Genomic DNA, 18,004 nt, shown 5'->3' with positions numbered 1-18,004 from the left:
CCCGGTCGTAGGTGTATACCGATCGGTTTACATTGAGTAAACCGATCGGTATAGTCCGGCGTCATTTCCTTTGTCGATCGGACCCCGCCATGAAACTGCCCACTTTCCTGCCGGCCTCGGCCGCCCCTGCCGCTCCACCGCTGCGCGACGTCGCGCTCAACATGCTCGGCGCGCTGGCCGCGATCGCCGCCACCGGCCTGCTCGGCCGCCTGTCCGGCCAGCCTTGGCTGATGGCGCCGTTCGGCGCCAGCTGCGTGCTGGTGTTCGCGCTGCCCGACAGCCCGCTGGCCCAGCCGCGCAGCGTGATCGGCGGCCACTTTCTGTCTGCGCTGGTCGGCTTCGCCGTGCTGGGCCTGTTCGGCGGCGGCTGGCCGGCGATGGCCGCGGCGGTGGCGCTGGCGATCGGCGCCATGCAGCTGACCCGCACCGTGCACGCGCCGGCCGGCGCCACGCCGCTGCTGGTGCTGGCCAGCCAGCCCGGCCCGGCCTTCCTGTTCGCGCCGGTGCTGCTCGGTTCGCTGGCGATCGTGGCGGTGGCCTGGCTGGCCAACAATCTGCGCCGCCGCGGCAGCTATCCGCGTTATTGGTATTGATGCGGCGGGCGCTCCCGCGGCGGGCGTCCCCGCGGCGGGCATCCGGCGGCGCACGATCCGCGGCCGGCAAACGAAAAAGGACGGGTTGCCCCGTCCTTTCCCGAGCTGCGGTGATGCGCGCTTACGGCAGGGTGCGCAGATGGGCGCTGATCGGCTTGGAGAAGTTGTAGCCGTCGTAGCGGTCCCAGTTGATCGACCAGGTCATCGCGCCGCGGTAGGTCGGATAGGCCTGCTTGGGCTTGATGCTGCCGCAGTTCTGCAGCTTGGTCAGGCAGTCCAGCGCATTGGTCACCACGGCGGTGGTGACGAAGCCGCGGTTGGCCGACTTCGGCCCCGACGGCACGCCGAAGGCCACCTGGTCGGGCCGCAGGCCTTGAACTCCCAGCCGGTGCCCTGGCTGACCTTGAAGCCTCGATCAGCATCAGGCTGCCGCCGACCAGGCCGTCCACCGTGCCTTCGTTGAGCGTGGCGCCGTTGGTGTAGGTGAAGCCGCCGTTGTTGTAGTACTGGACATGGATCACCGACAGCTCGTCGCGCAGGCCGTCGATGATCGGCAGGTAGGCGCCCCAGATGCTGCCGTAGGCCACGTAGCCGCCCTGCACGTAGGGATGCTCGGGCGCCATCGACAGGTAGAAGCTCGGGCCGACCTTGGCCTTGAGCTGCTTGACCGCGGTGACCAGGTTGGCCTGAATCGGGGCGCCCTGGCTCACGCCGCTGCCGCTTTCGAGGTCGAGGTCGATGCCGTCCAGGCTGTACTTGGTGATGATGGCGTACAGGCTGTTGACGAAGTTGGTGACGTCGGAAGCGGTGTTCAGCGTGACCGAGCCGTCCTGGCCGCCGAGCGACAGCACGAACTTCTTGCCCTTGGCCTTCTTGGCCTTGATGTCGGCGATGAACTGCGCCTCGCTGCCGGCCGCGGCGTTGGGCGTGAAGCTGACGGTGCCGGCGCCGGCATTGTCGCCGAAGGACAGCACGATCACGTCCCAGTCGTCGCTGACCTGGCTGATCGGGAAGGTGTCGCCGCTCGGATTGCTGAAGTTGTGCCAGTAGCCGACCAGCAGGTGCTTGCCGGCCGGGGTGGGCGTCGGCGTGGGGGTAGGCGTCGGGGTCGGAGTGGGGGTTGGCGTGGGCGTCGGAGTCGGGGTCGGCGTGGGAGTAGGCGTGGGAGTAGGTGTGGGAGTAGGCGTCGGAGTCGGCGTACCGCAGACGCCGACTTCCTTCCACGGCTTGCCGTCGCCGACGCTCGACGACGGCACGTCGCCCTTCGTCCACCACTTGGCTTCGTAGTTGCGGCCGTCGTAGGTCACGCGCTGGCCGGTGGTATAGGCGGTGCCCGACAGCCAGGTCGCATAGCAGGCCGGCGGCAGGGTGGGCGTCGGGGTCGGCGTGGGCGTGGGTATCGGCGTCGCGGTGGGTGTCGGCGTGGGTGTCGGAGTCGGGGTGGGCGTCGGGGTAGGCGTCGGTCCGCCGGTGCAGGCGCCCTGCGATGACCACAGCGTCGGCGACGCGGCCGGGTTCCAGCCGGCGCCGGCATAGGCGGTGTGCGTCACCAGGGCCTTGTAGTTGCTGCTTTGGTAGGAGGCGATCGTGCCGGCGGCATAGGTGTTGCCCTCGGCCCAGGCGGCGGCGCAGGCGGCGGCCATCGCGTTCGGGGCGTAGAGGGCGCCGGCGGCGGCAAGGCTCAGTGCCAGGCGCCGCGCGGTGGAAGTCGACTTGTGCATGCGTTGAATCTCCATCTCTTGTCAGTCTGGTGGTGTCCGGATTCGGAACGGTGAAGTGGACTTATTGTCTGTCCATTGATTAATACCAGTTCGGCCGGATAAATGAGGAGGCGCTTATCGTGAAGACCGGTATTATCGATTCAGCCAATGCCGGTATGGCTGCGGCGATCCTATGCGGCACCCGGTGGGTCGTCAATATTCGTTCATAAATCATCGACTTGTGATTGATCGTGGCGAGGTGGGTCGAGCCGTCGCGCAGCGGCTGCTCCATGGCGGTGCGGTGACGCGGCACCGGCCGACCAGGCCATTGCCTGCCGCATTGCAAAATGGAAGTGGTATTAATTGAGGGCCGTTCCAATGGCCGGAATCGAGAGGTCGGCTGGGTGCGGCAGCAATTTATGCTGCTGTATTTGCAGGGGGATTCGGACCGTGCCGGCGGCGCCGGCCGGGGCGTGGCGGCCCGATGGTATTAGGCTCGATTGCACTGCCGCATGGGCCGTGCCTGCGCTGCCTTGGGGCGGTGGCCGCCTGCCGATGGGGCGGGCCGCCGGTGTGGCAGGCGGCCGGCGGCCCGCCGCGCGAGGCGCCGATGCGACGAACGGTCGGCCCGGCCGATGCGCATGACCGGGCATGTGCCGCCTGCCCGGGCTCCGTACAATGGTGCCATGACGACGACACCCCCCTACGAAACCCTGACGCCCGACTGCCTGCTCGACGCGATCGACGGGCTCGGCCTCTACACCAGCGGCAGCCTGCTGGCGCTGAACAGCTACGAGAACCGCGTCTACCAGGTCGGCATGGACGAGGGCCCGCCGCTGGTGGCCAAGTTCTACCGGCCCGGCCGCTGGAGCGATGCGCAGATCCTCGAGGAGCATGCCTTCGCCGCCGAGCTGGCCGAGCGCGAGATCCCGGTGGTGGCGCCGCTGGTGGTGAACGGCGCCACGCTGCACCGCCACGCCGGCTTCGCCTTCGCGCTGTTCCCGCGCCGCGGCGGCCGCTCGCCCGAGCTCGACCGCTGCGAAGTGCGCGAATGGATCGGCCGCTTCCTCGGCCGCATCCACGCGGTCGGCGCGGTCGCGCCCTTCGCCGAGCGGCCGGCGCTCGACCTGGCCGCCTTCGGCGAGGAGCCGCTGGCCTTCGTGCTGGCCGGCGACTACATCCCGCGCGAGCTGTACGAGGTCTACCGCGGCGTGGCCGCCCAGGCGCTCGACGGCGTGCGGCGCTGCTACGACCGCGCCGGCGCGGTCGACGCCATCCGGCTGCACGGCGACTGCCATCCCAGCAACATCCTGTGGACCGACGCCGGCCCGCACTTCGTCGACTTCGACGACAGCCGCATGGGGCCGGCGGTGCAGGACCTGTGGATGCTGCTGTCGGGCGACCGGCGCGAGCAGACCACCCAACTGGCCGACCTGCTGGCCGGCTACGAGGACTTCCGCGAATTCGACGGCCGCGAGCTGCACCTGGTCGAGGCGTTGCGCACGCTGCGGCTGATCCACTACAGCGCCTGGCTGGCGCGGCGCTGGCACGATCCGGCCTTCCCGGCCGCCTTCCCCTGGTTCGACACGCCGCGCTACTGGGAGCAGAAGATCCTGGAACTTCGCGAGCAGATCGCGCTCATGGACGAAGCGCCGCTACCCGTTTAGTCGTTGAAACCGTAGCTGCACACCCATGCTCGTGATCCGCCCGGCAAAGCCGGGCGTTTCGGGCCTGCTAAAAATCGACGAGTGATCGTTGTTCGATTCCACTCCCCCACCCTCGCCGCTACCGGGGCCCCCGCGAAGTCGAAGACTTCGTGGGGTGGTCCAGAGGGAGCCTCGCTGGCGCGAGATTTGCGCCTATTTCAGTGGCCTGCTAGATCCAGCACGCTGCCAAAACCAGCGCCGGCGCGGGCCGGCCCGACCATCCCCAAGGAGAAACGCATGTCGCTGTCGATGTACACGATTTCCATCCCGGTCCTGATCCGCCAGCTCGACAACCTGTCGGTGCTGCTGGACAAGGGCGCCCGGCATGCCGAGGCGAAGAAGTTCGATCCGGCGGTGCTGGTCAATGCGCGGTTGGCGCCCGACATGTTCGCGCTGGGCCGCCAGGTCCAGATCGCCACCGACAACGCCAAGGGCGCGGCGGCGCGGCTGGCCGGCGTCGAGATCCCGAAGTACGAGGACACCGAGACGAGCTTCGACGAGCTGCAGGCGCGCATCGCCAAGACCATCGCCTTCCTGCGCAGCATCCGGCCCGAGCAGCTCGAGGGCAGCGAGGAACGCGCCGTGATGGTGAAGACGCGCGCCGCCGAGCTGCATTTCAAGGGCCGCGACTACCTGCTCAACTTCGCGCTGCCCAATGTGTTCTTCCACGTCACCACCACGTACGCGATCCTGCGCCACAACGGCGTCGAGATCGGCAAGACCGATTACCTCGGCGGCTTCTGAAGCAGTCCGCAGCGCGCCAACGAAAAGGGCCGCCCATTGGGCGGCCTTTTTACGCATTGCGTGGCAATGGCGATGCGATGGCAATTCGATGTGCCGACGAGCGCAGCGAGGTTCCCCGCCGGCGGGCGGGGCGGAGGGGGATGGGTGAAATCAGGGGCGCCGCCGTTTCAGACCGCGCAAATGGCGAGCGCCCGGGTTTGCCGGGCGCCTGTACTGTGACTATCGATCAAGCGCGTGCGCTGGAATGCATCAAGGCTACCGTCGTTCCTGCCGCCATAGCAGGAACACGGCCAGCGTCAGGAACAGCCCCGACGGCATCGCCGCGGCCAGCAGCGGCGGCCAGTCGTACAGCAGGCCCAGGTGGCCGACCAGCTTGTTCACGAAGTAGAACAGCAGCCCCAGCATGATGCCGACGAACAGCTTGACGCCGACGCCGCCGGCGCGGCGCTGGGTCTGGGCGAACGGCAGCGCGATCACCAGCATGGCCAGGCAGGCGAAGGGGTAGACCAGCTTGGTCCACAGCGCGATCTCGTAGCGGCTGGTCTTCTGCTGGTTGCGGTGCAGGTGGTCGATGTAGTCGATCAGCGTGAACACCGACATCTGCTCGGGCGCGATCAGCAGCACCGACAGCGTGTCGGGCGTCAGCACCGAGCGCCAGATGTATTCGGGCCGCCGCTCGATCTGGATGCTGTCGGGCTTGATGTGGGTGGCGACGATGTCGGTCAGCCGCCAGGCCTGCTTGTCGCCTTCCCACACGCCGCGCTCGGCGCGGCCGTACAGCGTCATGCGCCGGTTGGCGTCGAATTCGTAGATGTTGATGTTGCGCAGCGTCTGGTCGGGCAGCACTTCGCGCACGTTGACGAAGCTGCCGTCGTCCTTGAGCCAGAAGCCCGAGCGGTAGTCCTGCGACACCAGCTGGCCCTTGGCCGCCAGCCGCAGCTGGGTGGCGGCCCGCTCGGCGCGCGGCGCCAGGTATTCGCCGGCCGCCAGCGTGACCAGCGCGAAGAACAGCCCGGCGATGGTGAGGATGGCCAGGATGCGGCTGACCGACAGGCCGCCGACGCGCATCACGGTCAGCTCGGAATACTGGTTCAGCATCGCCAGCGAGATCATGCCGCCGATCAGCACCGCGATCGGCATCAGCTCGTAGGCGTGGCCCGGCGCCAAGAGGCCGACGTAGGCCAGCAGCTTGCCGAAGGTGTAGCCGCCGCGGCCGACGTCGCCGAGCTCGCCGATCAGGTCGAAGAACAGGAACAGGCCGAGCAGCGCGAGCAGGACCAGGAAACAGGTCCGCACCACTTCGTTGATCAGGTAGCGCGACAGCGTCTTCATGTGCGGGGCCTGGAACGGTAGCGGAACAGGCCCCAGGCGATGGCGGCCACCGTCAGGTGGACCGGCCACATGCCGATCGCGGCCGGCAGCCGGCCGGAGGCGATCCAGCTCTGCGCCACGTTGATCAGGTTGAGATAGATGGTGAACAGCAGCACGGCGGCCAGCAGGTTGAAGGCGCGGCCCACGCGCGGGTTGACGTAGGCCAGCGGGATCGCCAGCAGCGCCAGCAGCACGGTCGCGATCGGGATGGCGATGCGGCGCGCCAGCTCGGCCGCCTGCTCGGGGTCGGCGCTATTCCACAGCACGCCGGTGCCGCTGGCCTCGATGCTGGTGGTGACCTCGTGGCGGTCGGGCTCCTCGATGCGGATGCGCGCCTCCTCGAACTCGACCGTGCGATAGCTCGGCAGGCCGACCACGCCCTGGTAGCGGCGGCCGTTCTGCAGCACCAGCACCCGCTCGCCGTCGGGCATGTTGAGGAAGTGGCCCTGCTTGGCGACCGTGATGATGTGGCTGTCACCCTCGCGCTGCTGCACGAAGATGTTGCGCGCCGAGCCGCCTTCGCCAGAGAAGTTCTCGATGAACACTACCCGGTCCGAATGGGTCGATTCCTTGAACAGGCCCGGCGCCAGCGCCGACATGTCGTCGCGGGTGGCGAGCTGCTCGCGGTACTCGCGTGCCTTGAACTTGGCCCACGGCGACAGGCCCAGGCTCAGCACCGCGGCCAGCAGCGCCAGCGGCACGGCGAAGGTCAGCACCGGCCGGATCCAGTCGGTGAGCGACTGGCCGGCGGCGAACCAGACCGCCATCTCGTGGTCGCGCCAGGCGCGCGTCAGCGCCATCAGCACGGTGATGAAGACGGTGACCGACAGCAGCCACGGCACCACGCCCAGCAGGGTGAAGCCCAGCAGCGCGGCCACCGCCTCGGACGCCACCGTGCCGCTGGCGGCCAGGCCGAGCAGCTTGGCGCCGCGCGTCACGATCATGATGGTCAGCAGCACGAAGAACACGCCGGCGGCGAGGCCGGAGAATTCGCGCAGCAGATTGCGCTCGAACAGGCGTTCGGAAGGCAGGCAGCGGGATAGGAGGGGAATTCGGCGAAGAGAGGGCACGCTTTGACTTTTGCCGGTCGAGTTCGGAAAATCGGACGAATTTCCTTCAAATTCGTTTCCGCCTATTCACCCTGCGGCCATGAGCGGCGCGGTGAATTCACAACCAGCGGGGTAGACTTCTCGACCGAAGAGTTTACGCGCCGCGATCTTACAGGAGTCCACCGTGGAAATCATCGCCAAGGCCGTTGCCGCCGAAAAACACAAAGCCGCCGTGCTGGCGCTGTCCGTCAGCGACGGCAAGCTGGGCGCGACGGCTCTGGCGGTCGACCAGGCAGCAGGCGGGCACCTGGCCGCCGTGGTCAAGCTCGGCGACCTCGATGCCAAGTCCGGCAGCTGCGTGCTGCTGCACAAGGTGCCCGGCGTCGCCGCCGAGCGCGTGCTGCTGGTGAGCGTGGGCGCGAGCGACCGCGAGTTCCGCGACGCCGCCCGCGCCGCGGTGCGCGCCGCCGCCGCCGTGGGCGGCGAGCTGGCCGTGGCCTTCGACGGCCGCACCGCCGCATCGGCCGCCGAAGAGATCGCCAGCGCGGCCTTCGACGCCAGCTACAAGTACGACACCACCAAATCCAAGAAGGACGACAAGGCCGGCCTGAAGAAGGTCACCGTGCTGGTCGCCAAGGCCGACGAAGCGGCCGCGACCGCCGGCATCGCCGCCGGCCGCGCGCTGGGCGAGGCGGTCAACCTCGGCAAGCAGCTCGGCAACCTGCCGCCCAACTTCTGCACCCCGACCCACCTGGCCGAGACCGCCCGCGGCATCGCCAAGCAGTTCGGCATGAAGATCGAGGTGCTCGAGCGCGCCGACGTCGAGAAGCTCGGCATGTGGTCCTTCGTCTCGGTGGCCAAGGGCAGCACCGAGCCGCTCAAGTTCATCGTGCTCAAGCACGAAGGCGGCGCCAAGGGCGACAAGCCGGTGGTGCTGGTCGGCAAGGGCATCACCTTCGACTCGGGCGGCATCAGCCTCAAGCCGGGCGAGGGCATGGACGAGATGAAGTACGACATGATGGGCGCCGGTTCGGTGATCGCCACCATGCACGCGGTCGGCGCGCTCAAGCTGCCGCTCAACGTCTACGCCGTGGTCGCCAGCTGCGAGAACATGCCGGCCGGCAACGCCAGCAAGCCGGGCGACGTGGTCACCACCATGAACGGCCTCACGGTCGAGATCCTCAACACCGACGCCGAAGGCCGCCTGATCCTGTGCGACGCGCTGACCTACGCCGAGCGCTTCGAGCCGGCCGCGGTGATCGACGTGGCCACGCTGACCGGCGCCTGCGTGATCGCGCTGGGCCACCACGTCACCGGTCTCTACGCCAACCAGGAAGACCTGGCGCGTGAGCTGGTCGCCGCCGGCGAAGCCGCAGGCGACCGCGCCTGGCAGATGCCGCTGTTCGACGAATACCAGGAACAGCTGAAGTCCAACTTCGCCGACCTCGCCAACATCGGCGGCCGTCCGGGCGGCTCGGTCACCGCGGCCTGCTTCCTGTCGCGCTTCGCCAAGCAGTACGACTGGGCCCACCTCGACATCGCCGGCACCGCCTGGAAGTCCGGCGCAGCCAAGGGCGCGACCGGCCGTCCGGTGCCGCTGCTGACCCAGTTCCTGCGCGCCCGCGCTGCTGCCCAGCCGGTGGCGGCCAAGCCCGTCGCCGCCAAGCCGGCCGCCAAGGCCGAAGCCAAGCCGGCCGCCGCGAAGGCGACCAAGGCTGCTGCCGCCAAGGAAGCCGCGGCCAAGCCCGCGGCCGCCAAGACCGCAGCGGCGAAGCCGGCAGCCAAGGCTGCCGCCAAGCCTGCCGCGAAGGCCGCGGCCAAGCCGGCCGCCAAGCCGGCGGCGAAGAAGAAGTAAGCGCATGGCGCAGCCGCAGGCGAGCTTCTACTTCAACGTCCAGAGCCGCGAGCAGGCGCTTTGCCAGCTTGTCGGCAAGGCGCTGAAGCAGCGGCTCGCCATCGGCATCGCGGCCGATTCCGAAGCGACCGCGGCGCGGCTCGACCGCCTGCTGTGGGAGGTGCCGGCCACCGGCTTCCTGCCGCATTGCCATCCGCGCGACGCGGTCGCGGCCGAGACGCCGGTCTGGCTCGACCACCGGCTCGAGACGCTGGCCGGCCGCGCCGTGCTGTTCAACTGGACCGGCCAGGTGGTGCCCGTCGCGCTCGGTGCCGGCCGGGTGATCGAGATCGTCGCGCGCGACGACGAGGCCGGCCGCCAGGCGGCGCGCCAGCGCGTCGCGCAGTACAAGGACGCCGGCTACCTCGTCGACTACACCGACATGGCGCAAACTAGACAGAGCTGAGCCGATGGCCGAAGAGCATCCCCCGTTCGAATTCTTCGACGACGACGAACCGCCGCCGGCCGTGCTGGGCAAGATGGATGCGCTGATCGCCCGCCATCGCGGCGCCGGCCCCGATCCCAACGTGCCGGTGCTGACCGACCTGGCCGGGCCCGATACGCGCGGCGGCATCCCGGTGCTGACCGAAGTGGCGCCGCTGATCGGCGACGACCTGATGTTCACGCCGGAAGAGATCCGCGCCGAGGATCTGCACCTCGAGCCGGAACCGACGCCGGCGCCCGCGCCGGCAGTCCAGGCCCGGCCCGCGCCGATCGCACCGGCGCCGAGCGTGCCGCCACCGGACGTGGCGCCGCCGCCGGCTACCGTGGCCCGGCCCGAGCCGCCGCGGGTGGCCGCGCCCACGCTGCCGCCGCCGAGTCCGGCGCCCGCAGCCGTAATCCGTCCGCCCGCGCCGGCGGCGCCGCCGCCTTTGCCTGCGCTCGACTTCCCCGAACTGACCCTGCCATCCTCCTTCGAGGCCAAGCCCAAGCCGGCGCCCGCAGCGGCGCTCGGCCCCTCGGCGCCGCCGTTCGGCGAGATGCTGATGCCGGAGCTGGCGCTCGATTTCGATTTCCCCGCGCCGGACGAAGCGCCGGTTCCCGCCGCGCCCAGGCCGGCCGCGGCTCCGATCCCGGCCGTGCCGGCGCCGGCCAGTCCCGCCCCGGTCGCCGCGGTACCCGCCATGGCGCCGCCGGCTCCCGCTGCGGCCGTCGCTCCCCCGGTCGCTGCCGCAGCCGTCCCGCCGGCCTCGTCGGTGGCGCCGCGACCGTTACAGCCGCTCCAGCCGCCCGCCGCCGTGCGGCCGGCCGTTCCGCCGGCAGCGCCGGTGGCGCCGGCCGTGCAGGCGATGCAATCCGCGCCGGTGCCGGCCCGGCCCGCTGCGGTTCCAGCCGCCGCGCCGCTGCCGCCGGTGGCACCGGCGATCCAGGCCCGGCCGGCCGTGCCGGTACAGCCCACGCCGACGCCGACCCGGCTGGTCGCCGACGATTTCCCTGAGCTCAGCATCGAGCTGCCGCACGATCTCGACGAGCGCCTCGACGCGCTCGGCGCACCGGCCGCGACGCCGGCGCCGCCCCCCTGATTCCCGTTCCGGTGCCCGTACCGGCCCCCGCGCCGCCGGCGATCGACGCCGCGGCGCTGGCCGCCGCGCTGCAGGCCGCGCTCAAGCCCGAGCTGGAAAAGCTGGTGCGCGCCGAGATGAGCCGGCAGATCGCCACGCTGCACGGCGAGACGGTGCGCCGTGCGCTCGGCGCCCTGCAGCCGCAGCTGGACAAGCTGGTCGCGGCCCAGATCGCCGAGGCGCTGAAGAAGGTGCAGTGAGCTTTTCCGCGCGGCGGCTGTCCAAGCCCTCGCGCGCCAAAGGCAGATGAGTCCGACTCAGACCCGGCCAGTGCGGTAAAATCGCGCACTTTCAGACGATTACCGCCGAGTCCGGACCGATGCGCACCTCGCAATTCTTCCTCTCCACCCTCAAAGAAGCCCCCAACGAGGCCGAGCTGCCCAGCCACAAGCTGATGCTGCGCGCCGGCCTGATCAAGAAGCTCGGTTCCGGCCTCTACACCTGGATGCCGCTCGGCCTGCGCGTGCTGCGCAAGGTCGAGGCCGTCGTGCGCGAGGAGATGGACCGCTCCGGCGCGCTCGAGCTGCTGATGCCGGCGATCCAGCCGGCCGAGCTGTGGCAGGAGTCGGGCCGCTGGGCGGTGTTCGGGCCGCAGATGCTGAAGATGAAGGATCGCCACGAGCGCGACTTCTGCTTCGGTCCGACCCATGAGGAAGTGATCACCGACATCGCGCGGACCGAGATCAAGAGCTACAAGCAGCTGCCGCTCAACTTCTACCAGGTGCAGACCAAGTTCCGCGACGAGATCCGGCCGCGCTTCGGCGTGATGCGCGCGCGCGAATTCGTGATGAAGGACGCCTACTCCTTCGACGTCGACGCCGCCGGCATGGCCGACAGCTACCGCAAGATGCACGCCGCCTACACCCGGATCTTCACCCGCCTGGGCCTGCAGTTCCGCGCCGTGAAGGCCGATTCGGGCGCCATCGGCGGCGATGCCTCGCAGGAATTCCACGTGCTGGCCGACTCGGGCGAGGATGCGCTGGCCTACTGCCCCGATTCGGACTTCGCCGCCAACGTCGAGGCCGCCGAGGCGATGGCGCCGGCCGCGCCGCGCGCCGAACCCGCCGAGGCGATGCGCGACGTCGACACGCCGAAGCAGACCACCTGCGAGGCGGTGGCCGAGCTGATGGGCATCCCGCTGCAGCGCACCGTCAAGCTGATCGCGCTGATGGCCGGCGGCCAGCTGCAGATCGTGCTGCTGCGCGGCGACCATTCGCTCAACGAGGTCAAGGTCGGCAAGCTGCCCGGCATGGACGACTTCCGCTTCGCCACCGAAGAAGAGCTGCGCGCCTTCTTCAACTGCCCGCCCGGCTTCCTCGGCCCGGTCGGCATCGACCGTAGCCGCGTCCGGCTGATCGCCGACCGCACGGTGGCGGCGATGAGCGACTTCGTGGTCGGCGCCAACAAGCCCAAGTTCCACATCGCCGGCGTCAACTGGGGCCGCGACGTGGCCGAGGCCGACCTGGTCGCCGACGTGCGCAACGTGGTGGCCGGCGACGTCTCGCCCGACGGCCGCGGTACGCTGGAGATCTGCCGCGGCATCGAGGTCGGCCACATCTTCCAGCTCGGCACCAAGTACTCGGCCGCGCTCAACTGCCAGTACCTCGACAGCGAAGGCCAGCTCAAGCCGATGGAGATGGGCTGCTACGGCATCGGCGTGAGCCGCATCGTCGGCGCCGCCATCGAGCAGAACTTCGACGAGCGCGGCATCCGCTTCACCGAGGCGATGGCACCGTTCACGGTGGCCATCGTGCCGGTCGGCTACCAGCGCTCGGAGGCGGTCAAGGCCGCCGCCGATGCGCTGTATGCCGAGCTGGCGGCCAAGGGGGTCGACGTGCTGATCGACGACCGCAACGAGCGGCCCGGCGTGATGTTCGCCGACATGGAGCTGATCGGCATCCCGCACCGCATCACCATCGGCGACAAGTCGCTGGCCGAAGGCAAGGTCGAGTACGTGTCGCGCCGCGAGGCGGCGACCGAGCTGGTCGGCCGCGACGAGATCGCCGGCTTCGTGCTCGGCAAGCTCGGCCGCCAGGGGCAGTAAGCCGTGCGCCATCTCGCCCTTGCCGCCGCCCTGTTGCTGATCGCTTCGCCGGCCGCGCTGGCCGGCGCGCAGAAAGAGGAAGCGCTGTCGCTGTCGGTGGCGACCGCCATGCAGCGCTCGATCAACGACGCGACCGCGCCGCGGCTGGTGTTCGCCAGCGCTGGCGAAGGCCAGGCCTGGCTGGCCGAGATGTCGGGCCGCCTGAAGAAGAAGATTCCCGACGACTTCATGCGCGAGAAGCTGTTGACCGCGATCCACTACGAGGCGACGCGGGCCGGGCTCGATCCGCAGATGGTGCTCGGGCTGATCCAGGTCGAGAGCGGCTTCCGCAAGTACGCGATCTCGTCGGTCGGCGCGCGCGGGCTGATGCAGGTGATGCCGTTCTGGGTGCGCAGCATCGGCACCAACGAACACAACCTGTTCGATATGTATACCAACCTGCGCTTCGGCTGCACCATCCTGCGCCACTACCTCGACATCGAGAAGGGCGACCTCTACCGCGCGCTGGGCCGCTACAACGGCAGCCTGGGCAAGCCCGAGTACCCGAACCTGGTGCTCGGCGCCTGGAAGGCGAACTGGGATTGGCAACCGGGTGCGGTGCGCCTGCAGACGGTGGCCTACCCGGCCAAGTAGGCGGCGGCCCAGGCCGTTCGAAAGCCCCGCGATGCGGGGCTTTTTCATGCCTTGCCACATCGTCGGCGCTGATCTTCGAACTGAATCGACCCCCCTCTTCTTCCTCGCGCGGGAGAGGGCCTGATGAGCGCGCTTTTACATGACCGCCGTGCAAGAACTGCATGCATGCGATGGTCTTGCAGAACCCGCCAGCGGGCTCTGCCGCGCATCGCGCGATGGGCGAGGGCCACGGCACGGAACTTGCCCAGCTGTGCCATCCGCCTACCCCAAGGAGAGCACCATGCTGCGCAACCTCGTCATCCTGGCCGGCCTCGCCGCCGCCACCGGCCTTGCCGGCTGTGCTTCCCATTCGCCCGCCCCGATTCCCAAGGACGAGATGCAGACCGACCAGATCACCCTGGCGCGCGACATCGGCGTCGGCGAGGTCGCGCCGGTGCCGGAGAAGGTGGCGAGCCGTTTCGCGATGAAGGACGGCACCGTCAACGTGTTCGTGGTGCTGAGCTGGAACCCGGCCGACAAGCCGCTGGGCAAGCGGCCGATCCGCTGGGTCTGGTACGACGGCTCGGGCGAGCGCCAGCTGGCCCAGCTCGGTGCCGAGTTCAACTTCAACGCCGCCCCCTACACCGTGCACGGCAGCATGGCGACCAAGGCGCTCGGACCGGGCGCGCACCGGGTCAAGCTGTTCGTCGACGGCATCGAGCGGGCCGACAAGGAATTCCGCATCGATTGATGCGGCGGCCGGAGCGGTTGAGCAGGTCGGGCTTCGACCGGTTGCGTAGGTCGGGCTTTATGCCCGACGGCGCCCTTGGCCGGCGTCGCTGTCGGGCGTAAAGCCCGACCTGCGGCCGCCGATCGCCGTCGTCGGTTGGATCGTAGGTCGGACTGAAGTCCGACCTGCGGAGCCCTCTGGCCGGCCGGTGCTTTCGACCTCGGCTCGTTCACATCGCCCGCGCCACGATCTCTTTCATGATCTCGCTCGAACCCGCATAGATCCGCGCCACCCGGGCCGAGGCCCACAGCCGGCCGATCGGGTATTCGGCCATGTAGCCGTAGCCGCCGAACAGCTGCAGGCAGCGGTCGGCCGCACGGCCCAGCAGCTCGCTGGTCCACAGCTTGGCCTCGGCGGCGTCGACCGCGTCGAGGCTGCCGGCGTTGTGCTCCATCACCAGCCGGTCGAGGTAGACCTGGCCGACGTCGAGCTCGGTCTTGATCGCCGCCAGCTCGAAGCGGGTGTTCTGGAAGTCGAACAGCCGCTGGCCGAAGGCCTGGCGCTGCTTGACGTAGTCGAGCGTCAGCGCGAGCGCCGCCCGGGCGGCGCCGAGCGAGCCGATCGCGCAGGTCAGCCGCTCGGGCGCCAGCATCTGCATCAGCATCCGGAAGCCCTGGTGCGGCTCGCCGAGCAGGTTCTCCACCGGCACCCGCACGTCGCGGAAGAACAGCTCGGCGGTGTCCTGGCTGTGCTGGCCGATCTTGTCGAGCTTGCGGCCGATCTCGAAGCCGTCCCAGCCCTTCTCGACCAGGAACAGCGACAGGCCGCGCTTCTCGGTCGGATGGGTGCGGGCGGCGACGATCACCAGGTCGCTGTTCACCCCGTTGGAGATGAAGGTCTTGGCGCCGTCGAGCCGCCAATGGTCGCCGCGCAGCTCGGCCCGCGTCTGGATCGCGGCCAGGTCGCTGCCGGTGCCGGGCTCGGTCATCGCCACCGCCAGCACGCAGTCGCCCGACACCACGCCGGGCAGGTAGCGGCGCTTCTGCGCCTCGCTGCCGAAGGCGTCGATATAGGGCGCCACCAGCGAGGAATGCAGGCCGAGCGCCAGGCCCCACTCGTTGGCGAGGCCGAGCTCCTCGGCCACCACCTGGTCGTAGCGGAAATCGCGGCAGCCGGCGCCGCCGTACTGCTCGTCGACGAAGGGCGCGAGGAAACCCAATTCGCCGGCGCGCCTCCAAACCTGCCGCGGCACCATGCCGGCGGCTTCCCACTCGCGCTGGTGCGGCACGATCTCGTCGGCCAGGAAGCGGCGGAAGTTGTCGCGGAACAGCTCGTGTTCCGCATCGAAATGGCGGCGGGGAATCATTCTGTCTCCTAAGGTGGGTTTGTTTTGCCTGCGCCGCCCGAGGGCGGCCGGAGTGCCATGCGCTTCTTGCCCCTACATCTGCTGCACCTGCGCCAGGGCGCCTTGCCCTGGCGCCAGGCCGTCTGCGCCGCCTTCGGCGTGGCCGCGCCGGTCGCCGTGGCGGTCTGGCTCGACCGGCCGGTCGGCCTCCTGTTCGGCGCGGTCGGCGGGCTCTACGCCAGCCTGCTCGATTTCGGCGGCACGCTGCGCCACCGCCTGCTGACCCAGTTCGCCGGCCTCGCGCTGGTGGTGCTCAGCGCGCTGGCCGGGCTGTGGCTCGGGCCGCACCACCACCTGCTGTTCGTCACCCTGGCCGTGCTCAGCTTCGGCATCGGCTGGGTCGACGGCACCGGCGTGGCGGTCGAGACCATCCTGCGCTTCGCTGCGTTGATCCTGCTGATCTACGCCTTCATGCCCATGCTGCCGCCCGAGGGCCTGCCGTTCTTCGGCCTGGGCATGGCGGCCGGCCTGCTGGCGGTCTGGCTCGACAGCCTGGTCTGGCCGCGCGCGCTGCCGCGCCGCCACCCGGGCCTGCGCAACGCCACCCGGCTGATCGCGGCCGGCCACAACGCCGGCTGGCAGCACGCGACCGGTTTCTGCCTGGCCGTCTGCGGCGGTCTCGCGCTGGCGCTGTGGCTCGGCTACCAGCGGCCGGCCTGGGTGGCGGCTGCGACGCTGTTCGTGATCCGGCCCGACGGCCCGGACAGCCTGCGCCGGCTGTTCCAGAGCGCCTTCGGCACCGCCTGCGGGGTGGCGCTGGCCTGGACGGTCGGCCACTTCACCAGCGATCCGGCCGTGCTGCTGGGCTGCGTGATCGGCCTGGCCTTCTTGCGGCCGATCGCGCTGGCCAAGAACCTGTGGGCGCAGTCGGCCACGCTGACCGCGCTGGTGCTGCTGCTGTTCGACCTCGCGCTTGGCGACGCCGGCCGCGCCACCAGCGTGGCGCTGCTGCACGCGCGGCTGGTCGACACCACGCTGGGCTCGGCGGTCGCGCTGGCGGCGATGCTGCTGTTCAACCCGACCGCGCGCCGCCACCTGCTCGAACGGCTGCGCAAGCCGCGCGCCGAACCGGCCGCGCCGGCCTGAGCGGCGGCTATCATGCGCCGAGCTTTTACTTTAAGCTAGCGCTTGCTTGATATTGCGCCGCAATGGCGCGCCAGGACGAGGAAATCATGAGCGAAGCATTCATCTACGACGCCATCCGCACCCCGCGCGGCCGCGGCAAGGCCGACGGCAGCCTGCACGAGGTCAAGCCGGTGTCGCTGCTGACCGGCCTGATGCACGCGCTGGAAGCGCGCATCGGTCTTGCCACCGCCGAGGTCGACGACGTGGTGCTCGGCTGCGTCACCCCGGTCGGCGACCAGGGCGGCGACATCGCCAAGACCGCCGCGCTGGCGGCCGGCTGGGACTGGAAGGCGGCCGGCGTGCAGGTCAACCGTTTCTGCGGCTCGGGCCTCGAGGCGGTCAACCTGGCGGCGCAGAAGGTGCGCTCGGGCTGGGAGGACATCGTGGTGGCCGGCGGCGTCGAATCGATGTCGCGGGTGCCGATGGGCTCGGACGGCTGGGCCATGGCGACCGACCCGGAGACCGCGCGCGCGCTCGGCTTCGTGCCGCAGGGCATCGGCGCCGACCTGATCGCCACGCTGGAGGGCTACGGCCGCGCCGAGGTCGACGCCTACGCGGTGGAGAGCCAGCGCCGCGCCGCCGCCGCGCGCGCCGCCGGCCGCTTCGCCCGCTCGATCGTGCCGGTGCGCGACCTGAACGGCATCGCCATCCTGGCCGAGGACGAATTCATCAAGCCGGCCACCACGGCCGAGGGCCTGGCCAAGCTCAAGCCGAGCTTCGAGCAGATGGGCGCGATGGGCTACGACGCGGTGGCGCTGCGGCGCTATCCCTGGGTCGAGCGCATCGACCACGTCCACCATGCCGGCAACGCCTCGGGCATCGTCGACGGCGCCGCGCTGGTGCTGCTGGCCAGCGAAGCGGCCGGCCGCCGCTACGGCTGGACGCCGCGCGCGCGGGTGGTCGCCACCGCGCTGACCGGCACCGATCCGACCATCATGCTGACCGGCCCCGCGCCGGCGGCGCAGAAGGCCCTGGCCAAGGCCGGCCTGAGCGCCGACGACATCGACCTGTACGAGGTCAACGAGGCCTTCGCCGCGGTGGTGATGCGCTTCGCCCGCGAGATGGGCGTCGGCATGGACCGTATCAACGTCAACGGCGGTGCGATCGCCATGGGCCATCCGCTCGGCGCGACCGGGGCGATGATCCTCGGCACCCTGGTCGACGAGCTCGAGCGGCAGGGCAAGCGCTACGGCCTGGCGACGCTGTGCATCGGCGGCGGCATGGGGGTCGCCACGATCGTCGAGAACCTGCTGTGAGTAGCTGCGCGTCCGGTTCAGGCGCCCGGGAAAGCCGGGCGCTCGCCCGCAGTGAGGGCTGAATCACGTGGCTCCTCTGTTTCAACCTTACCCCTCCCGTCCCCGTCGCAGCGGGGAGGCCTCGCTGGCGCTCGTCGGTGGGTCGCTGAGCCTGCAGTTGGGCGCCACGCCTGTGCCGGCACGATCGTCGAGTCGGCGTAGGAGCGGCTTGAG

17 protein-coding genes are annotated in these 18,004 nt (G+C 70.0%); 12 read left to right on the top strand and 5 right to left on the bottom strand.

Going from position 1 to position 18,004, the window contains the following annotated elements:
- Positions 1–89: 89 nt before the first annotated feature.
- Positions 90–593: an HPP family protein gene (locus H9L41_RS19135; RefSeq protein ID WP_028445060.1), complete on the top strand. Its 504-nt coding sequence runs from the start codon at positions 90–92 to the stop codon at positions 591–593.
- Here the strand turns inward: H9L41_RS19135 and H9L41_RS19130 are convergent.
- Both H9L41_RS19130 and H9L41_RS19125 read right to left on the bottom strand, forming a co-directional pair.
- Complete coding sequence (locus tag H9L41_RS19130; protein ID WP_308419534.1) at positions 581–2,314, bottom strand: carbohydrate-binding protein; 1,734 nt, start codon at positions 2,312–2,314, stop codon at positions 581–583. The two genes, H9L41_RS19135 and H9L41_RS19130, sit on opposite strands and share 13 nt — an antisense overlap.
- A gap of 79 nt (positions 2,315–2,393) precedes the next feature.
- On the bottom strand, positions 2,394–2,585 hold the full coding sequence (locus H9L41_RS19125) for a hypothetical protein (RefSeq protein WP_187523542.1): 192 nt from the start codon (positions 2,583–2,585) through the stop codon (positions 2,394–2,396).
- A gap of 394 nt (positions 2,586–2,979) precedes the next feature.
- Between H9L41_RS19125 and H9L41_RS19120 the strand changes: the two genes are divergently transcribed.
- Together H9L41_RS19120 and H9L41_RS19115 are read left to right on the top strand one after the other, a co-directional pair.
- Positions 2,980–3,960: a serine/threonine protein kinase gene (locus tag H9L41_RS19120; protein ID WP_028445062.1), complete on the top strand. Its 981-nt coding sequence runs from the start codon at positions 2,980–2,982 to the stop codon at positions 3,958–3,960.
- A 276-nt stretch (positions 3,961–4,236) separates the two neighbouring features.
- Complete coding sequence (locus H9L41_RS19115) at positions 4,237–4,743, top strand: DUF1993 domain-containing protein (RefSeq protein WP_028445063.1); 507 nt, start codon at positions 4,237–4,239, stop codon at positions 4,741–4,743.
- A 255-nt stretch (positions 4,744–4,998) separates the two neighbouring features.
- Here H9L41_RS19115 and lptG read toward each other — a convergent pair whose 3' ends face one another.
- On the bottom strand, positions 4,999–6,075 hold the full coding sequence (lptG, locus tag H9L41_RS19110; RefSeq protein ID WP_028445064.1) for an LPS export ABC transporter permease LptG: 1,077 nt from the start codon (positions 6,073–6,075) through the stop codon (positions 4,999–5,001).
- Complete coding sequence (gene lptF / locus H9L41_RS19105) at positions 6,072–7,184, bottom strand: LPS export ABC transporter permease LptF (protein ID WP_051318761.1); 1,113 nt, start codon at positions 7,182–7,184, stop codon at positions 6,072–6,074. The genes lptG and lptF overlap by 4 nt, the downstream gene beginning before the upstream one ends.
- 163 nt (positions 7,185–7,347) lie before the next feature.
- Here lptF and H9L41_RS19100 point away from each other — a divergent pair, with 163 nt between their 5' ends.
- The 7 genes from H9L41_RS19100 (at position 7,348) to H9L41_RS19070 (ending at position 14,026) form a co-directional block, all read left to right on the top strand.
- Positions 7,348–9,018 (top strand): leucyl aminopeptidase, encoded by a 1,671-nt coding sequence (locus tag H9L41_RS19100; RefSeq protein ID WP_084299883.1) that lies wholly within the window; start codon positions 7,348–7,350, stop codon positions 9,016–9,018.
- A 4-nt stretch (positions 9,019–9,022) separates the two neighbouring features.
- A complete protein-coding gene (locus tag H9L41_RS19095) occupies positions 9,023–9,463 on the top strand; it encodes a DNA polymerase III subunit chi (RefSeq protein ID WP_051318762.1) in 441 nt (146 codons plus the stop codon).
- Between the two features lie 4 nt (positions 9,464–9,467).
- Positions 9,468–10,580, top strand: coding sequence for a hypothetical protein (locus H9L41_RS19090; protein ID WP_187523541.1), 1,113 nt, complete (start codon positions 9,468–9,470; stop codon positions 10,578–10,580).
- 11 nt (positions 10,581–10,591) lie between these two features.
- Positions 10,592–10,819, top strand: a complete 228-nt coding sequence (locus tag H9L41_RS19085) for a hypothetical protein (protein WP_187523540.1) — start codon at positions 10,592–10,594, stop codon at positions 10,817–10,819.
- Positions 10,820–10,938: 119 nt separating this feature from the next.
- The gene (locus H9L41_RS19080) at positions 10,939–12,663 is read left to right on the top strand and encodes a proline--tRNA ligase (protein ID WP_028445066.1); all 1,725 of its coding nucleotides are present in this window, start codon (positions 10,939–10,941) and stop codon (positions 12,661–12,663) included.
- A 3-nt stretch (positions 12,664–12,666) separates the two neighbouring features.
- The gene (locus tag H9L41_RS19075) at positions 12,667–13,296 is read left to right on the top strand and encodes a lytic transglycosylase domain-containing protein (RefSeq protein ID WP_051318763.1); all 630 of its coding nucleotides are present in this window, start codon (positions 12,667–12,669) and stop codon (positions 13,294–13,296) included.
- Between the two features lie 280 nt (positions 13,297–13,576).
- Complete coding sequence (locus tag H9L41_RS19070; protein WP_028445067.1) at positions 13,577–14,026, top strand: hypothetical protein; 450 nt, start codon at positions 13,577–13,579, stop codon at positions 14,024–14,026.
- A 208-nt stretch (positions 14,027–14,234) separates the two neighbouring features.
- On the opposite strand, the gene H9L41_RS19065 is transcribed toward H9L41_RS19070, so the two are convergent.
- Positions 14,235–15,371, bottom strand: coding sequence for an acyl-CoA dehydrogenase family protein (locus H9L41_RS19065; RefSeq protein ID WP_308417298.1), 1,137 nt, complete (start codon positions 15,369–15,371; stop codon positions 14,235–14,237).
- Between the two features lie 57 nt (positions 15,372–15,428).
- Between H9L41_RS19065 and H9L41_RS19060 the strand changes: the two genes are divergently transcribed.
- Positions 15,429–16,496 (top strand): FUSC family protein, encoded by a 1,068-nt coding sequence (locus H9L41_RS19060; protein ID WP_028445069.1) that lies wholly within the window; start codon positions 15,429–15,431, stop codon positions 16,494–16,496.
- Positions 16,497–16,582: 86 nt separating this feature from the next.
- Positions 16,583–17,791, top strand: coding sequence for an acetyl-CoA C-acetyltransferase (locus H9L41_RS19055; protein WP_028445070.1), 1,209 nt, complete (start codon positions 16,583–16,585; stop codon positions 17,789–17,791).
- Positions 17,792–18,004: the final 213 nt, after the last annotated feature.

It is taken from the genome of Chitinimonas koreensis, assembly GCF_014353015.1.
Classification (GTDB): domain Bacteria; phylum Pseudomonadota; class Gammaproteobacteria; order Burkholderiales; family Chitinimonadaceae; genus Chitinimonas; species Chitinimonas koreensis.
The sequence above is the reverse complement of the archived record's forward strand: the minus strand, read 5'-3'. Positions and strand labels throughout refer to the sequence as shown.

What these genes read in the sequence shown, in the direction of transcription:
- H9L41_RS19135 (WP_028445060.1), top strand. Translation starts at nt 90, where the DNA reads ATGAAACTGCCCACTTTCCTGCCGGCCTCGGCCGCCCCTGCCGCTCCA.
- H9L41_RS19130 (WP_308419534.1), bottom strand. Translation starts at nt 2,314, where the DNA reads ATGCACAAGTCGACTTCCACCGCGCGGCGCCTGGCACTGAGCCTTGCC.
- H9L41_RS19125 (WP_187523542.1), bottom strand. Translation starts at nt 2,585, where the DNA reads ATGGAGCAGCCGCTGCGCGACGGCTCGACCCACCTCGCCACGATCAAT.
- H9L41_RS19120 (WP_028445062.1), top strand. Translation starts at nt 2,980, where the DNA reads ATGACGACGACACCCCCCTACGAAACCCTGACGCCCGACTGCCTGCTC.
- H9L41_RS19115 (WP_028445063.1), top strand. Translation starts at nt 4,237, where the DNA reads ATGTCGCTGTCGATGTACACGATTTCCATCCCGGTCCTGATCCGCCAG.
- lptG (WP_028445064.1), bottom strand. Translation starts at nt 6,075, where the DNA reads ATGAAGACGCTGTCGCGCTACCTGATCAACGAAGTGGTGCGGACCTGT.
- H9L41_RS19095 (WP_051318762.1), top strand. Translation starts at nt 9,023, where the DNA reads ATGGCGCAGCCGCAGGCGAGCTTCTACTTCAACGTCCAGAGCCGCGAG.
- H9L41_RS19090 (WP_187523541.1), top strand. Translation starts at nt 9,468, where the DNA reads ATGGCCGAAGAGCATCCCCCGTTCGAATTCTTCGACGACGACGAACCG.
- H9L41_RS19080 (WP_028445066.1), top strand. Translation starts at nt 10,939, where the DNA reads ATGCGCACCTCGCAATTCTTCCTCTCCACCCTCAAAGAAGCCCCCAAC.
- H9L41_RS19070 (WP_028445067.1), top strand. Translation starts at nt 13,577, where the DNA reads ATGCTGCGCAACCTCGTCATCCTGGCCGGCCTCGCCGCCGCCACCGGC.
- H9L41_RS19065 (WP_308417298.1), bottom strand. Translation starts at nt 15,371, where the DNA reads ATGATTCCCCGCCGCCATTTCGATGCGGAACACGAGCTGTTCCGCGAC.
- H9L41_RS19060 (WP_028445069.1), top strand. Translation starts at nt 15,429, where the DNA reads ATGCGCTTCTTGCCCCTACATCTGCTGCACCTGCGCCAGGGCGCCTTG.
- H9L41_RS19055 (WP_028445070.1), top strand. Translation starts at nt 16,583, where the DNA reads ATGAGCGAAGCATTCATCTACGACGCCATCCGCACCCCGCGCGGCCGC.